At 70.2% G+C, this 16,029-nt stretch carries 15 protein-coding genes; 4 read left to right on the top strand and 11 right to left on the bottom strand.

The genetic code is table 11. The features are described 5' to 3' along the window. Window positions 1-147: 147 nt before the first annotated feature. Both IAE60_RS05690 and IAE60_RS05685 read left to right on the top strand, forming a co-directional pair. On the top strand, window positions 148-804 hold the full coding sequence (locus IAE60_RS05690) for a protein-L-isoaspartate O-methyltransferase family protein (protein ID WP_187574192.1): 657 nt from the start codon (window positions 148-150) through the stop codon (window positions 802-804). A 21-nt stretch (window positions 805-825) separates the two neighbouring features. Beyond that, on the top strand, window positions 826-2,172 hold the full coding sequence (locus IAE60_RS05685) for a TolC family outer membrane protein (protein ID WP_187574191.1): 1,347 nt from the start codon (window positions 826-828) through the stop codon (window positions 2,170-2,172). Between the two features lie 176 nt (window positions 2,173-2,348). On the opposite strand, the gene IAE60_RS05680 is transcribed toward IAE60_RS05685, so the two are convergent. Then, entirely contained in the window at window positions 2,349-3,569 is a 1,221-nt protein-coding gene (locus IAE60_RS05680; RefSeq protein WP_187574190.1) for a CaiB/BaiF CoA transferase family protein, read from the bottom strand. Beyond that, window positions 3,566-4,867 (bottom strand): lipid IV(A) 3-deoxy-D-manno-octulosonic acid transferase, encoded by a 1,302-nt coding sequence (gene waaA, locus IAE60_RS05675; protein WP_187574189.1) that lies wholly within the window; start codon window positions 4,865-4,867, stop codon window positions 3,566-3,568. The genes IAE60_RS05680 and waaA overlap by 4 nt, the downstream gene beginning before the upstream one ends. A gap of 39 nt (window positions 4,868-4,906) precedes the next feature. Between waaA and lpxL the strand changes: the two genes are divergently transcribed. Then, on the top strand, window positions 4,907-5,839 hold the full coding sequence (gene lpxL, locus IAE60_RS05670; protein ID WP_187574188.1) for an LpxL/LpxP family Kdo(2)-lipid IV(A) lauroyl/palmitoleoyl acyltransferase: 933 nt from the start codon (window positions 4,907-4,909) through the stop codon (window positions 5,837-5,839). On the opposite strand, the gene IAE60_RS05665 is transcribed toward lpxL, so the two are convergent. The 6 genes from IAE60_RS05665 to IAE60_RS05640 all read right to left on the bottom strand — a co-directional run bounded on the left by IAE60_RS05665 (window position 5,830) and on the right by IAE60_RS05640 (window position 10,741). Then, entirely contained in the window at window positions 5,830-6,735 is a 906-nt protein-coding gene (locus tag IAE60_RS05665) for a lysophospholipid acyltransferase family protein (RefSeq protein ID WP_187574187.1), read from the bottom strand. The two genes, lpxL and IAE60_RS05665, sit on opposite strands and share 10 nt — an antisense overlap. After that, window positions 6,725-8,047: an O-antigen ligase family protein gene (locus IAE60_RS05660; protein WP_187574186.1), complete on the bottom strand. Its 1,323-nt coding sequence runs from the start codon at window positions 8,045-8,047 to the stop codon at window positions 6,725-6,727. The genes IAE60_RS05665 and IAE60_RS05660 overlap by 11 nt, the downstream gene beginning before the upstream one ends. Continuing rightward, window positions 8,019-9,158: a glycosyltransferase gene (locus IAE60_RS05655; RefSeq protein WP_187574185.1), complete on the bottom strand. Its 1,140-nt coding sequence runs from the start codon at window positions 9,156-9,158 to the stop codon at window positions 8,019-8,021. The genes IAE60_RS05660 and IAE60_RS05655 overlap by 29 nt, the downstream gene beginning before the upstream one ends. Window positions 9,159-9,194: 36 nt before the next feature. After that, a complete protein-coding gene (locus IAE60_RS05650) occupies window positions 9,195-9,392 on the bottom strand; it encodes a zinc-finger domain-containing protein (RefSeq protein WP_162108052.1) in 198 nt (65 codons plus the stop codon). Window positions 9,393-9,549: 157 nt separating this feature from the next. Beyond that, entirely contained in the window at window positions 9,550-10,128 is a 579-nt protein-coding gene (locus IAE60_RS05645; protein ID WP_187574184.1) for a YceI family protein, read from the bottom strand. Between the two features lie 25 nt (window positions 10,129-10,153). Continuing rightward, complete coding sequence (locus IAE60_RS05640) at window positions 10,154-10,741, bottom strand: malonic semialdehyde reductase (protein ID WP_187574183.1); 588 nt, start codon at window positions 10,739-10,741, stop codon at window positions 10,154-10,156. A 120-nt stretch (window positions 10,742-10,861) separates the two neighbouring features. On the opposite strand from IAE60_RS05640, the gene IAE60_RS05635 reads away from it, so the two are divergent. Next, window positions 10,862-11,839 (top strand): mitochondrial fission ELM1 family protein, encoded by a 978-nt coding sequence (locus IAE60_RS05635; protein WP_187574182.1) that lies wholly within the window; start codon window positions 10,862-10,864, stop codon window positions 11,837-11,839. 155 nt (window positions 11,840-11,994) lie between these two features. Here the strand turns inward: IAE60_RS05635 and glnE are convergent, their stop codons facing one another. The 3 genes from glnE to IAE60_RS05620 form a co-directional block, all read right to left on the bottom strand. Then, on the bottom strand, window positions 11,995-14,808 hold the full coding sequence (gene glnE / locus IAE60_RS05630) for a bifunctional [glutamate--ammonia ligase]-adenylyl-L-tyrosine phosphorylase/[glutamate--ammonia-ligase] adenylyltransferase (RefSeq protein ID WP_187574181.1): 2,814 nt from the start codon (window positions 14,806-14,808) through the stop codon (window positions 11,995-11,997). 189 nt (window positions 14,809-14,997) lie between these two features. Next, window positions 14,998-15,666 (bottom strand): lipoyl(octanoyl) transferase LipB, encoded by a 669-nt coding sequence (lipB, locus tag IAE60_RS05625; RefSeq protein WP_187574180.1) that lies wholly within the window; start codon window positions 15,664-15,666, stop codon window positions 14,998-15,000. After that, window positions 15,654-15,932 carry a DUF493 family protein gene (locus tag IAE60_RS05620; RefSeq protein ID WP_162108047.1) on the bottom strand — a complete coding sequence of 93 codons (279 nt, stop codon included), beginning with the start codon at window positions 15,930-15,932 and terminating at the stop codon, window positions 15,654-15,656. Before IAE60_RS05620 ends, lipB begins: the two co-directional genes overlap by 13 nt. Window positions 15,933-16,029: the final 97 nt, after the last annotated feature.

Genomic DNA, 16,029 nt, shown 5'->3' with positions numbered 1-16,029 from the left:
AACTGAAGCCTGTCCCCTGGCGACGGAGGTCGCGGTGACTTCCGGCACTGCGCCTGTCGGCGGGGCTGCCCCGATCCTTGCCCAGCGCGGAGGCAGCCGGCCCGCTAAAATGCCCGGCCCAGCCCTCCGCGTCGGATGACCACCCCCATGACGATCAACTACACCCAGGCCCGCGAAAACATGGTCGAGCAGCAGGTACGTCCCTGGGACGTGCTGGATGCGCGCGTGCTGGAGACGCTGGCCACGCTGCCGCGCGAGGCCTTCGTGGCCGAAACGCACCGCGCGCTGGCGTACGCGGACCTGGATCTGCCGCTGGGCCATGGCCAGTCGATGATGAAACCCGTCGTCGAGGGCCGCACCCTGCAGGCGCTGAAGCCGCAGGCCGGCGAGGATGTGCTGGAGATCGGCACCGGCAGCGGCTACCTGACCGCCTGCCTGGGCAATCTGGCGCGCGAGGTGGTCAGCCTGGAGATCCATCCCGAACTTGCCGCCGCCGCGCGCGCGCGCCTGGACGCGACCGGCCTGGGCAGCAACGTCCGCATCGACACCGCCGACGCGCTGGCCTGGGACACCGACCGTCGCTTCGATGTGGTGTGCGTGACCGGCGCCGTCGCCGTCGTGCCGGCCCGCTTCCTGCAATGGCTGCGTCCCGGTGGCCGCCTGTTCGTTGTGCGCGGCGTTTCGCCCGTGATGGAAGCCGTGCTGCACGTCAACGATGTCAACGGTCCGCGCATCGAATCGTTGTTCGAGACCGACCTCCCCTACCTGGTCGGCGCCGCGCCGGCGCCCCAGTTCGTCTTCTGAAGATTCAAAAAAGGAACCCGCATGAGCCGTCGCCCCCTCGCACTTGCGCTCGCCCTGGCCCTGCCGTCCGCGGCCAGTGCCACCGACCTGATGCAGACCTATGAGCTGGCGCGCGCCGGCGACACCACGCTGTCCATCGCCGAATCCACCCGGCTGATCGACAAGGAAGGCGCGGTGCAGGCCCGCGCCGCGCTGCTGCCGCAGATCACCGGCAGCGTCGGTTACGACCTGGAGCACAACAGCCGGCCGGGCGACCCGCTGGGCGACGGCAAGAGCCGCAGCTACGGCGCCAGGGTCAGCCAGACGATCTTCGACTGGAGCCGCATCGCCAACCTGCGCGGCCAGAAGGCGCTCAGCCAGGCGGCCGACTACGACCTGGCCTCGGCGAACAACGACCTGATCACCCGCACCTCGGCCGCCTACTTCAACGTGCTGATCGGCATCGAGTCGCTGGCCGCGGCCGAGACTAACGAGGCGGCGTCCAAGAAGCAGTTCGACTACGCGCAGAAGCGCCTGGACGTGGGCCTGGCCCCGATCACCGACGTGCACGAAGCCCGCGCGCAGTACGACAGCGCGCGTGCCAACACCATCCTGGCCCGCAATGCGCTGGACGACAGCTACCGCGCGCTGGCCGAGCTCACCGGCCAGCCCATCAGCGGCCTGAAGGGCCTGCCGGACGACTTCCGCCCGGAACTGCCGCCGGAGCAGAACGCGCAGGCGTGGGTGGACCGCGCGCTGGAGCAGAACCCTGACCTGAAGGCCGCCCAGTACACGCTGGAATCGGCGCAGCATGGCGTGTCCAGCGCGCGCGCCGGCCACTATCCCACGCTCGACTTCAGCGGCGGCTACTCCAACGGCACCAGCTGGGACAGCGTGCCCGGCACGCTGTCGCGCGATGGCGAGGGCTACAACTGGGGCGTGACGCTGACCGTGCCGATCTTCTCAGGTGGCGCCACCCAGTCGGGCGTGCGCCAGGCGCTGGCCCAGCGCGACCGCGCCTCGGACGGTCTGGAACAGACACGCCGCGCGCTGATCCGCAACACCAGCAACGCCTACCAGGCGCTGGTGGCCGGCGTCAGCGAAGTGGAAGCCCGCCGCTTGGCCGTGGTCTCCGCGCAGAGCGCGCTGGACGCCTCGCAGGTCGGCCTGGAAGTAGGTACCCGTACCGTGCTGGACGTGCTGCAGAACCAGCGCACGCTGTTCCAGGCGCAGGTCGAGTACGCCCAGGCCCGCTACAACTTCCTGCAGAACCGCCTGGTGCTGGAACAGGCCGCGGGCACGCTGGACGGCACCGACGTGCAGGACATCAACCGCCTGCTGACCGCCGACGCCGAGTCGCGCCTGTCGTCGCAGCCGGTTTCGCAGTAACTCTCGCGCACCACGCGCGAGCACGACGGCGGGCTTCGGCCCGCCGTTGTCGTGTCTGGACTCGGGTGTCCTGTAGGAGCGACGTAAGTCGCGACCGCACGCCCGAACGATATCGGATATCTGGCTGGAGACAGAAGGTTTCCGGTCGCGACTTACGTCGCTCCTACAGTCAGGACTCAGATCGCGCCGCGCGCACGCAGCACCGCGATTTCGTCATCCCTGTATCCCGCTTCACGCAGTACCTCATCGGTGTGCTCGCCCAGCATCGGCGGCGCGCATGGCGGTTGTACCGGTGTGACCGACAGCTTGATCGGACTACCCACCAGCGGCAACGTGCCGGCATGCGGATGGGAGGCGTCGACGATCATGCCGCGCGCCCGCACCTGCGGATCGGCGAATACCTCGGCCAGATCGTTGACCGGCCCGCACGGAATGCCCGCCGCCTCCAGCGCGGCCAGGCACGCGTGCCGGTCGCGCGTGCGGAACGCCTGTTGCAGGACCGGGATCAACGCATCGCGGTGACGCACGCGTCCCGCGTTCGTCGCAAAGCGCGCGTCCTGCCCGAGCGCTGCGAGACCGAGCAGTTCACTAAGCCGGGCGAACTGCCGGTCGTTGCCGACCGCGACGATGATGTGGCCGTCGGCGACCGCGAAGACCTGGTACGGCACGATGTTGGCGTGCGCGTTGCCCTGGCGCGCAGGGACTTCGCCACCCACCAGGTAGTGGCTGCCCAGATTGGCCAGCATCGCGACCTGCGCATCCAGCAGCGCCATGTCGATCACCTGCCCTTCGCTGGTCGCATCGCGATGGCGCAGCGCGGCGAGGATCGCCACGGTGGCGTACATGCCGGTGAACAGGTCGGCCACCGCCACGCCGACTTTCTGCGGCTCGCCGTCGGCGGCCCCAGTGACGCTCATCAATCCACCCAGCCCCTGCACCGCGAAGTCGTAGCCGGCGCGCTGCGCGTACGGGCCGTCCTGGCCGAAGCCGGTGATCGAGCAGTACACCAGCCGCGGATGGGCGGCCCGCAGCGTGGCGGCGTCCAGGCCGTGGCGGGCCATGTCGCCGACCTTGAAATTCTCCACCAGCACGTCGCTCCGCATCGCCAGCCGCCGGATGACGGCCTGGCCCTCGGCGGTGGAGAGATCCACCGTCAGCGAGCGCTTGTTGCGGTTCGCGCACAGGTAATACGCGGATTCCGGGGTTTCGTTGCCCTCGCCATCCTTCAGGAAGGGCGGCCCCCAGCCCCGCGTATCGTCGCCGCTGCCCGGGCGTTCCACCTTGATCACGTCCGCGCCCAGGTCGGCGAGCACCTGCGTGCACCACGGACCGGCCAGCACGCGCGTCAGGTCCAGCACACGCACGCCGGCCAGCGACTGCCGCACCCCCGCGCTCATGCCACCGGCGCCGGCAGGTGCGGCGCGATCATCGCCAGGGTGCGGGCCAGCGCGCCACGCCCGTGTTCGACCAGCGCGCGGCCGCGGTCGGCCATCTGCTGCCGTCGCGCATCGTCGGCCAGCAGGGTCTCGATCGCATCGCCCACACCCGCCGCGTCGGGCGCGATCACCAGCGCATCGGCCTCCTTCAGGCGGCGGGATATCTCGCTGAAGTTGTGCAGATGCGGGCCCGTGACCGCAGGCGTCCCCACCGCGGCCGGCTCCAGCATGTTGTGGCCGCCGATCGCCTGCAGGCTGCCACCGACGAAGGCCACGTCCGCGCAGGCGTAGAACGCCATCAGTTCGCCCAGCGTGTCGAGCACGAACACGTCGTCGCCCGCGGAAGGCCAGCGATCGGCGCGCCGCGTGCCGACCGTCCAGCCCGTCTCGCGCGCGGCAGCCGCCGCACGCGGGAACCGTTCCGGGTGCCGCGGCGCCCACAGCAGCAGCAGGTCGGGCCAGCGGCGGCGCAGGCGTGCGTGCAGGGCCAGCACCGGCGCTTCTTCGTCCTCATGCGTGCTGGCGGCGATCCATACGCGCCGGCCGCCGCTCAGATGCTGGCGGAACCCGTGCACCACCTCGCGCACGTTGTCCGGCACCGGGATGTCGAACTTGAGGTTGCCGACATCGCGCACCTGCGTTGGCAGCGCGCCGAGCTGCACGAAGCGGTCGGCGTCGTCGCCGGATTGCGCCGCGACCTTGCGCACGGTGCGCAGGGTGCGCGCGATCAGCGGGCGCAGCACACTGTAGCCCCGCAGCGAGCGTGCCGACAGCCGCGCATTGAGGATGTAGACCGGCACCTTGCGGTCGTGGCAGCCGAACAGCAGGCTGGGCCACAACTCGGTCTCCATGATCAGCGCCAGGCGTGGCGGGTAGTGGCTGAGGAAGCGCGCCACCGCGCCGGGCAGGTCGTAGGGCGAATACACGTGCAGCACGCGCTCGCCCCACAGCGCCTGGACGCGCTGCGATCCGGTCGGCGTGATGGTGGTGACGAGCACGCGCAGGCCGCGATGCCGCTTCAGCAACGCATCGACCACCGGTGCGGCCGCATTGACTTCGCCCACCGACACCGCGTGCAACCAGACATCGACCGCGCCGCCGGGCGTGCCGTAGCTGCCGTAGCGTTCGTTCCAGCGCTGGAAGTATTCCGGATAGCGGAAACCGCGCCAGATCAGGTGGTAGACGGTGATCGGCGTCAGTACGTAAAGCACCGCCGAATACAGGGCGCGCAGCAGGCGTTCGGCGGTGCGGTCGGACATGGGCCACAAGGATAACCGGGGGCGCCGCTACAATGGGCCATGGCCGAACCCGAGAAGCGATCCTCCGACGCCGGCGAGCGTCCGCCCATGGCACCGCGGCAATGGCCCGCGTGGCTGGGCATCGGCCTGGCATGGCTGGCCGCGCGCATCCCGTGGCGCCTGCAGCGCCCGCTGGGCCGTGCCATCGGCGCCCTGCTGTACCGGCTGCTGCGCGACCGCCGGCACGTGGCCCGGCGCAACATCGCCCTGTGCTTCCCGGAACTGGACGCGTCGCGCCAGGAGGCGCTGGCGCGCGCCAACTTCGGCGAACTGGGCATCGGCCTGTTCGAGTTCGCACGCGCCTGGTGGGGCAGCGTGGCGCCGATGCGCGGCGGCGTCCAAGTGGAGGGATTGGAACACCTGAAGGCGGCACAGGCCGGCGGGCGCGGCGTGATCGTCGTGTCGGGCCACTTCACCACGCTGGAGATCTCGGCCCGCCTGATGTGCGACTACGCGCCGCTGGCCGGCATGTACCGCCCGCACGACCAGGGCGCGATGGAGTGGGCGGTGAAGCGCGGCCGCCTGCGCTACGCCAGCGCCATGTTCACCCGCGACGAGCTGCGCCCGGCGTTGAAGCACCTCAAGCAGGGCGGGCTGCTGTGGTTCGCGCCCGACCAGGACACGCGCCGCGGCGAAAGCGTGTTCGTGCCGTTCTTCGGCCATCCCGCCTACAGCCTGACCTCCACTCACCAGCTGGCGCGCCTGTCCGGCGCGGCGGTGATCGCGTTTTCGCACGTGCGGCGCGCGGATGGCGGCTACACGCTGAAGCTGTCGCCGGCGTTCGAGGACTTCCCCTCGAGCGACGCCACTGCGGACACCGCGCGCGTGATCGCCGCGATCGAAGCCATGGTGCGCGAAGCGCCCACGCAATACCTCTGGATCCATCGCCGCTTCAAGCGGCAGCCGGACGGGCGCGGCGAGCTCTACCGGTAGAGGTCCGGCTCGCCCGGCGGCCGTGTCTTGAAGCGCCGGTGCACCCACAGGTACTGCTCCGGATGCTGGCGCACCACCGCCTCGAGCTCGGCCATGTAGCGCGCGGCGTCCTGCGCAGGATCGCCGCTGGGCCAGCCGTCCCAGGTGGGCTCCACCCGCAGCTTGTAGCGCCCATCCGCATCGCGGTGGAACCAGAACGGCAGCACCGCGGCGTTGCCGCGCCGTGCCAGGTCGGGCGTGGCCGTCAGCGTGGCGGCGGGGATGCCGAAGAACGGTACGAAAGCATTCTGGTAGTTGAAGTCCTGGTCGGCGGAGTACGCCACGATGCCGCCGCGCGAGAGCGTGCGCAGCAGCCCGCGCACGTCCTTCTTGCCGATCACGTCGGCAAACGCGCGACGCCGCGCGCCATCCAGCCAGCGCTCGACGCAGGGATCGTTGTTGTGGCGCGCCACGATGGCCAGGCGCTCGCCCAGCGCTTCGCCCAACAGGCGGGCGCACAGTTCCGAGTGCGGGAAGTGGCCGCCGAACAGCAGGACGCCCTGCCCGCGCGCGCGCGCGGCGCGCAGGTGTTCAAGGCCCTCCACCTCGGCCAGCCCCTGCAGCCGGTGCGACGAGGCGAACCAGCCGCGCACGAGCTCCAGCAGGCCCGTCACCGTCGCACGCAGGTTGGCGCGCAGCAACCGCGCCTGCGCCGTGGGGTCCAGTTCGGGAAAGCACAGGGCGATGTTGGTGGCCGCATAGCGACGCCGCTTGCCCAGCGCCGGCCACAGCAGCCACGTCGCCATCGCGCCCAGCGCCAGCAGCATGCGCTGCGGCAGGGCCGCAATCACGATCCCCAGCAGGTTCGCGGGCGCGACGAACGCGCAGCGCGGCACACGCCGCGGCTCAGTCGTCATCGCGCGCCAGCAGGCTGCCGGCGTACAGCGCCGCCAGCATCAGCGTCAGCCCGCCCCAGAACGTGGAGTAGAACGCCAGGTGGGTGTTGAACGGGAAGACGGTCACCGCCAGCGCCAGCATCGCCGGCCGCGCACGTTCCTTCGCCTGCGGTGCGGCATAACGCCATGCGCGCCATGCCAGCGCGGCGCCTGCCAGCCAGAGCAGCAGGCCGATGATGCCGGTCTCGCTGAGCACCTCCAGTACCAGCTGGTGTGCGTGCAACGCCGGTCCCTGGCCCCAGGCCGGGCGCGACCCCGGGCTGGCATCGCAGTCCGGGTATGCCTGGCGGAAGCCACGCGCGCCGACGCCGTTGACCGGATGCTCCGCGATCATGCAACCGGCGGCGGACCAGATCTGCGCGCGGCCGGACAACGCGGTGTCCACGCCTGCTTCGTCGGCTGTGAGCACATGCGTGGTCAACAGGATGCGCTCGCGCACCTGCGTGGAGGCGACGGCGAGTACGCCCAGCACCACGAGACCGAAGCCGAACACGCCCAGGAGCCGCTTCCAGCCCAGCAGCTTCCAGCCGGAGAAGACCAGCACCAGCGCATAGGTGATCCACGCGGCGCGCGCACCGGCCAGGAGAACCACCACGCCGATCGCCGCAGACGCCAACAGCCATCCGGCCACTCGCAGGCGCGCGGCTGCGGCAAACAGCAGGAAGGGCGACAGGCTGGCCATCACCACGCCGAGCTTGCGGTTGCACGGGCCGAGAAAGCCGCTCAATCGGTCGATGCCGGCAATCTGCTCGACCGTGCACATCGGCCGCCCGCTGATGAGCTGCTTCAGCTGGTCCAGGCCCCAGAACAGCGGGCTGGTGCCGGACACCACCTGCGCCAGCGCATCCAGGGTCCAGATGCCCACGATCACGGCCAGGCCATTGAACGTAACGCGCCGCGCCTGCGCATTGGCAACCGATGCCGCGACCAGCCACAGGAATGGCAGGTAGCGAAGATCCACCGCCGCCTCGCGCAGCGCGCGCCCCGCATCGACGGCATCGACGGCCGAGATGGCTTGCGGCAGCCAGTAGGCGGCGAACAGCGCGCTGGTCAGCGCCCAGGCCGCGCCACTCAGCAACCGCGTGCCTCCGCGGAAACGGTCCAGCAGCAGGCGCACGATGGCGGCCAGCGCACCCAGCACCATCACGGCCTCGGCATAGCCCGGTGCCGGCCACAGCGCGACGAACGTCAGCACCCACGCGGGCGCCCAGCGCCACCCGTGGGTGCGTCGCTGGTCTTGCGTGTCAGTGAGCGATGGCGTGTCGGCGGTCATCGGCGAGATCGTGGTAGAGGGCGAGCGTGGCGTCCTGCATGGCGCGCAGGGTGTAGGCGTGCATCGTAGCCAATGGCGGCGGCGGATGGGCGAGCATGGCCCGCGTCGTGTCGAACAGGCGGGTTTCGTCGAACGCCGGTACGACACCCTGCGGTTGCAGTTCCGCCAGCAACTCGCCCACGCCGCCATGCGCCCACCCGACCACCGGACGGCCCACCGACAGGCTCTCGATCACCGTGCGACCGAATGCTTCCGGCTTGCGGGACAGCTGCAGCACCAGATCGCTGGCGGCATAGGCGCGTGCGATGTCCGGGGTCGGGGGCGTGATGACGAGCGCCTGGGCGCAGCCCGCACGTCGCGCTTCCGCTTCGAGCTCCAGGAGGTACGCCTCGCGTCCCGCCTCACGCGTACCGGGCATCCACAGGCGCGCTTCGATACCGGCCCCTTGCAGGCGCGCGAGCAGGGCGATGGCATCGTGATGGCCCTTCAGGCGCGTACCGCGCCCGGGCAACAGCAACAGCGGGCCCGCACCGGCGAGCGCGGGATGTTGCGCGGCCGCCCACGCCCGCGCGGCGGGATCGGGCGACGGCGCACGCGGGAACTCCGCCGGATCGATGCCGCGCGGGATCACCACCAGCCTGTCCGGATCCGTGCGCGGATAGTGCTGCAGCAGGTAGCGGCGCACGGTGTCCGACACGCAGATCACCCGTTCGCCGCGCGTCATCACCGCGCTGTAGCGCCCGGGCGAATTCAACCCATGCATGGTGGTGACGAAACGCGGGCGCGATGGTGCCGGCATGCCGCGCAGCGCCCGCAGTCCGATCCATGCAGGAAGCCGCGAACGCGCATGCACGATGTCGGCCCCGACTTCAGCGAACAGCCGCCGCAGCGCGGGCACGTGGCGCAGCGTCAGCAGCGACTTGCGGCCGATGTCCAGGGTGACGTGTTCTGCGCCCGATGCCTGCAGTGCCGGCACGAGGCGACCGCCGGCCGAGACCACGACGGCGCGATGCCCGGCGCGCACCAGCGCCCCGGCGATCTCGAGGGTGGAGCGTTCGACGCCGCCGGATTCCAGCGCCGGCAGCAGCTGGACGACGGTCAGCCGGCGCATGGTCGATCGTCGATGCGGCGCGACCGCATCCGCCGGTCAGTCGGCCAGGACGAAGTGCGAACCGCAGTAGGGGCACTGCACCTCGCCACCCGGGGCATCCTCGATGGGCAGGTAGACGCGCGGGTGCGAATTCCACAGCGCCATCGACGGCAGCGGGCAGCTCAGCGGCAGGTCCGCGCGGCTCACGGTGTAGCGCTTCTCGGCGTTGGCGGGCGCGGTGGCGGTCTGGCTCATGGCGGTGCAGGCGGTGGTGGAACAAGGTCGTCAGTCTAGCAGCCGGCGCCACCGGCGCCCAACGAACGGGCCGGCAAAAAAACGCCGCCCGGCATCAGCGGGGCGGCGCGTCCTTCTGGCGATGCCGGCGGAGGGAGGCGCGCCGGATCGCAAGGAATCACTTCGCGGCGTCGGCGGTCGCTTCGGTGGTGATCTTCAGTGCCACCTCGTCGCTGACCATCGGGGCGTAGGCGCCCACACCGAAGTCGCTGCGCTTGACGGTGGCGGTGGCGTCGAAGCCGATTGCCGGCACCTTCTTCATCGGATGCTCGCCGGCCTTGTTCAGGGTCACGTCCAGCACCACCGGCTTGGTGATGCCCTTGATGGTCAGGTCGCCGGTGACCTTCAGCTTGCCTTCGCCCGCGGCTTCGACCCGGGTGCTCTTGAAGGTGGCAGCGGGATACTTGGCGGCGTCGAACCACTTGTCGCTGGTCAGGTGGTCGTAGAACTGGTCGGCCAGCGCGCTCAGGCCGGTCAGCGGCAGGGTGACCTGGACGCTGGAGGCGGAGACCTGGTCGGCGTCATAGACCAGCGTGCCATCGACCTGGCCGAAGTTGATGCTCGGGTTCGAGTATCCGAAATGGTTCCAGCTGGCCAGCACATTGGTGTGGCCGGGGTCGAGCTTGTACGTCACCGGCGCGGCGAAGGCGGCGCCGGCGAAGGCGAACAGGGCGGCAGCGATCAGGGTCTTGCGCATGGGGAATCTCCGGGTGGTGGGGATATCAGAGGATGCGTGCGGCTTCGTCGAAGCCCAGTCGCGGGGAACGCGGGAAGATGCTGGCCGGGTCGCCATGGCCCAGGTTGACCAGGATGTCCGACTTGATGGCGGTGCCGGCGAAGAAGGCCTCATCGACCTTGGCGGCGTTGAAGCCGGTCATCGGGCCGGCATCCAGGCCCAGCGCGCGCGCGGCGATGATCAGGTAAGCGGCCTGCAGGCTGGCATTGCGCAGCGCGGGCTTGAAGCGGTTCTCGCGCGGGCCCTCGAACCAGGCCTTGGCGTCGGTATGCGGGAACAGGAACGGCAGCTTCTCGTGGAAATCCTCGTCGCGGCCGATGATCACGGTCACCGGCGCCGCCATCGTCTTGGCGTAGTTGCCCTCGTCCAGTGCCGGACCCAGCTTGGCCTTGGCCTCGGCCGACTTCACAAACACGAAGCGTGCCGGGGTGGTGTTGGCCTGGGTGGGGCCGAACTTCAACAGGTCGTACAGCTGGCGCAGGGTGTCGTCGCTGACCTCGCCAGTGAAGGCGTTGTAGGTGCGGGCGGTGCGGAACAACTGGTCGAGCGAGGCGGCATCGAGAGCGTGGGACATGGGTTACCTGTCGCAAGGAAGGGAGCCGCTGCAGCGGCGGGGCCGGCGGCGCGAGGGGGCAGTGTAGAGTGTCCTGACTATGGCAACATCCAACCGCCCCGGAACGGATTGTTTTAACCAGTGGAACGAACAAGCCCCGCCCCGGCCGATTCACGCGGCCTCTGCACACTGACCGATGGCCACGCCGGCAACGCACGCCAGGCGCAGTCGTTGGCGCGTGCACTCGGCGGCGAGGCGCGCGAGGCAGTGCTCGCGCCACGCGCGCCGTGGCGCTGGGTCGCGCCCCGCCTGCTGCCGGGCGCAACCCATGCTTTCGGTACGGCATTCCACCACCTGCAGATGCAGCCACCCGCGCTGGCGATCGGCTGCGGCCGGCAGGCGGCACTGGCGACGCGCCTGTTGCGCATGCGCGGCAGCCGCGCCATCCAGATCCTCGATCCCAGAATCGATCCGTCGCACTGGGATCTCGTCATCGCACCCCAGCACGATGGCCTCACCGGGCCGAACGTCCTCACCTTGTTGGGCAGCCTGAATCCGGTCGACGACGCCTGGCTCGCGGACGCGCGTGCCGCCTTTCCCTCGTTAGCCGCCCTGCCCTCGCCGCGTACCGCGGTGCTGCTGGGCGGCGACAGCGCGCACTACCGGTTCGATGCCGCGGCCTTGGGGCGACTGGCGACCCTTCTCGACACCGCATCTGCCACGCAGAGCCTGATGGTCACCACGTCGCGTCGCACGCCGCCCGGGGTGATCGATGCACTGCGCCAGCGATGGTCGGCACGCGCAAACACCCTGCTCTGGTGCGGCGCCCCCGATGGCCCGAATCCCTATGCGGGCCTGTTGGCCTGGGCCGACCGCATCGTCTGCACGCCGGACTCGGTCAACATGCTGTCGGAGGCCTGCGGTACGCGCGCGCCGGTGCAGGTGTTCGAACCCGAGCGCGTCAGCGGACGCCCCCGCCGCTTCATCGATGCGCTGCTGCGGCATGGTCGCGTCCGCGATCTCGCCGACGGGCGGGCACCGTTCGGCGGCGAACCCCTGCGCGAGACCGCGCGCATCGCCGCCGAAGTACGCGCGCGCCTGGACCTTCCCGACCGCTAGCAGCGGGCGCCTCCGAAACGCTCGCAAGGCTGCGAAGCGCTCGCTTGTAGGAGCGGGCCATGCCCGCGATGCCTTTGCTTTGGATGCCGAATCAAGAGCATCGCGGGCATGGCCCGCTCCTACAGGGGATGACAGCGAGCAGTACCCACCCGCGCCTACGGCGTGTCGAAGGGGAGTCCGTGCGCGAGGGTCGCCCGCATCACCACGGCGCGCGCCGTCGCCAGCGTCGCGTTCTCCACCACCAGCCGCGGGCGCCGGTCCAGCGTGCAGGCCAGGCCGTCGGCGACGAAGGTCGCGTGGACCGCATCCAGCGCGCCTGCTTCCTCCGCGGACAATGCGCCTTCGGTCGCCAGCGCGGCGATCAGGCCCGGCGTGGCGCGTGGCTGCAGCAGCGCCGGCTGCGCTTCCGCATCGCGCAGCACCAGGTACTGCAGCAGGAACTCCAGGTCGACCAGGCCACCCGCTCCCTGCTTCAGGTCGAAGCGTGCGACGTCGCTGCGATCGAGTTCGGTGCGCATGCGGGCCCGCATCTTCACCACCTCGTCGCGCAACACGCCGCCCTCGCGCGAACGTGCCAGCGTCGCCGTGCGGACGTCCTCGAACGCCTGCAGCAGCGTGGCGTCGCCGGCCACGCCGCGCGCGCGCACCAGCGCCTGGTGTTCCCACGTCCACGCGCGCTCGCGCTGGTACTCGCTGAAGCTGGCCAGCGACGAGACCAACAGCCCTTTGGCGCCATCCGGGCGCAGGCGCACGTCCACGTCGTACAGCCGGCCCGCCGCGGTTACCGCGCCGAGCAGCGCGACGATCTTCTGCGCCAGCCGCGCGTACCAGCGACCGGCCTCCATCGGGCGTGCGCCGTCGGATTCCGCCCCCGGCGGTGCATCGAACAGGAAGACGAGATCCAGGTCCGAACCGAAGCCGAGTTCCTCGCCGCCCAGGCTGCCGTAGCCGATCACCGCGAACCGCCCGCCGGCGACAAGGCCATGGACAGACGCGACATCGCGCATGGCGACCTGCACGACCACGCGGACCACTTCGTCGGCCAGCCACGCCAACTGGCGCACGCTGTCGCGCGCCGCCTGGCGACCGTCGAGCGCGGCCAGCGCCACGCGGAAGCTCAGCGCGAGCCGCCGTTCGTTCAGTACCCGCAGGCAGGTTTCCGGGTCGTCTTCCACCAGCGCCGCCTCGCATTCGATGCGCAGCTCGTCGCGGTCGGGCATCGGGCCGGAGACGCGGGTGTCCAGCAGTTCGTCCAGCAGCAAGGGATACTGCGCCAACCGCTCGGACAGCAGCGCACTACGCGCCAGCACGTCGACCAGCCGGCCCAGCGCACTAGGTTGTTCGTCCAGCAGCGCCAGGTAGCTGGCGCGGCGCAGGATTGCCTGCAGCAGCGACAGGACGCGCCGCAATGCCGCATCCGGTTGCGACGACCGGGCGCAGGCATCGAGCAGGGCCGGCAGCACGCGGTCGAGCCGCGCACGCGACGCATCCGACAGCGCGCGCACGCCGCTGAACTGGGCGAACTCGCGCAGCGCACCATCGGCGCTGCCCGCATCGGCGAATCCGGACGCGGCCAGCGTTTCCACATCGCCGCCATCGGGCAGCGCCCGCCAGTACAGCGCCAGCGCATCCGGCGCGGTGTCGCGCTGGCGGGGCGCGAGCAGTTCGGCGAACTCGGCCGACACCCGCGCGCGCTGCAGGTCCAATGCCACGCGAAGGCTGTCCCAGTCGGGATGATCCAGGCCGCGCGCGATGCGATGGCGGTCCAGCGCGTCTTCCGGCAGCGCATGCGTCTGCGCGTCGCGCAACATCTGCAGACGGTTCTCCAGCCGGCGCAGGAATCGGTAGGCCTGCGCCAGCGCATCGCCCTCCTCTTCCGACATCTGCCGCGTAGCGACCAGCGCGGGCAAGGCCATGCGCAGCCTCCGCTCGCGCAGCGCGGCTTCGCGCCCGCCACGGATCAGCTGCAGGGCCTGGACCAGGAACTCGATTTCGCGGATGCCGCCGGGCCCCCGCTTGATATCGTCGGCCAGCTCGCGGCGCGCGACCTCCGCGGCGATGGCGGCCTTCATCTCGCGCAGGCCGTCCAGCGCGGTGTAGTCCAGGTAGCGGCGGTAGACGAACGGCCGCAGCGACTCCAGCCAGCGCTCGCCCGCGTCGATGTCGCCGGCCACGGCACGTGCCTTCAGCCAGGCATAACGTTCCCAGTCGCGTCCTTCACGCTGGAAGTACTGGTCCATGCCGGCGAACGAAAGCGCCACCCGTCCGGCGTTGCCGAACGGGCGCAGGCGCAGGTCGACGCGGTGGCAGAAGCCGTCGACGGTCGGCTCGTCCAGCAGCTTCGCCAGCCGCTGGCCCAGCCGCATGAAGTAGTCCTCGGCGGCGAGCGATCGCACGCCATCCGACTCCCCGCCCTGCGGATACGCGTAGACCAGGTCGATGTCGGAGGAGAAGTTCAGTTCGCCGCCGCCCAGCTTGCCCAGGCCGAACACCACCAGGCGCTGCACACTGCCATCGGTCGCGCGCACCACGCCATGGCGTTGCGCGAACTCGGCTTCCAGCGCGTCGAGTGCGGTCTGCAGGCAGACTTCCGCCAGGCGCGTGGTGCCGGCCAGCGTGTCGTCGACCGTGTCCAGGCCATGCACGTCGCGCCATACCAGGCGCGTGGATTCGGCCGCGCGATAGCGGCGAAGCAGCTCCGGCCATTGCGCGGCGTTGTCCGCGACCAACGCGGGCACCGGCCACGGCGCAGCGCCATCGTCGCGAAGCAGGGCTGCGAGAAGTTCGGGCTGCCGGCGCAATGTTTCCAGCGCGAAATCACTGGTGGCGATCACGTGCGAAACACGTTCGATGGCGTGCGCGTCGGCCAGCATCGCATCCACGTTCACCGACGCGGATCGCAAGCGCGCCAGTCCGCGTTCGGTCAGTGCTTCAAGCTCTGCATCGAGGGAGAGGGTCGCGTCGTTCATCGCGGCCGATTGTGGCACGGGCCAACGGCTTTTGTAGGAGCGACGTCAGTCGCGACCGCGGACCACGACTCGGCATTGAACCGTGGTCAGGATGCTTGTTGTCAGGGTGCATGCATTTGCACTCCCTCCACACGCGCCAGCAGGCCGGCCGTGCGGTCGCGACTGACATCGCTCCTACGACACGCTGGATCACGCCGCCTGCGACAGGTCCGGCAATGCGGCCTCGTGCCTCAGCGACAGGCCGAACTGGTCGGCCATGTGCTTCAGCAGTACCGGCTTCACCTGGTCCATGCCGCCGGGACCGCCGAGGTCCGCCAGCGAGACCACCTGCAGGCCCTGGTAACCGCAGGGGTTGATGCGATGGAAGGGCTCCAGGTCCATGGCGATGTTGAAGGCCAGGCCATGGAACGTGCAGCCGCGACGCACGCGGATGCCGAGCGCGCCGATCTTGGCACCGGCCACGTACACGCCGGGGGCGCCGTCCTTGCGATCGGCGTGAATGTTCCATTCGGCCAGCGTGTCGATCATCGCCTGCTCGATCCTGCAGACGTAGTCGCGCACGCCGACCTTCAGGCGCTTCAGGTCGAATAGCGGGTACGCCACGATCTGACCGGGCCCGTGATAGGTCACCTGCCCGCCGCGATCGACGTGCACCACCGGGATGTCGCCCGGCGCCAGCACGTGCTCGTCCTTGCCGGCCTGCCCGAGGGTGAACACCGGATCGTGCTCGACCAGCCACAGCTCGTCGACGGTGGCGTCGGTGCGCGCGTCGGTGAAGCGCTGCATCGCGCGCCACACCGGCTCATACGGCTGGCGACCCAGTTCGCGGACGATGCAAGGCGCGCTCACAGCGTCCACTTCACTTCCGGGTGATCGCGCAGCGACTGGTGGGCGGCGTCGTACTGGGCACGGTCTTCCGCGCGGAAGCGGATGCGCACCGACACGTACTTGCCGTTGGCCGAGTGCTTCCAGGTGATGTCCTCGTGCAGGACCTCCACACCGGCCGATTCCAGCAGGCGCGGCAGTTCGGTCTCCAGCCCCGTGCCGGCCGTGCCCATCGCGCTGAGCTCGAAGGTGCCGGGGAACTGGAAGCCGTGTTCGGGGTTGTCGGATTTGATTTCCATGCGGGAATTATTGGGACGCCGGGCGCGAAAGCCAAGCCGCGGCCATTCCGGAACGACGAAGGGCCGCTTTCGCGGCCCTTCGTGCACATGCGACAGA

Origin of the sequence: Pseudoxanthomonas mexicana (assembly GCF_014397415.1) — a bacterium.
GTDB lineage: Bacteria > Pseudomonadota > Gammaproteobacteria > Xanthomonadales > Xanthomonadaceae > Pseudoxanthomonas_A > Pseudoxanthomonas_A mexicana.
This window is presented reverse-complemented; position numbering and strand designations above follow the sequence as displayed.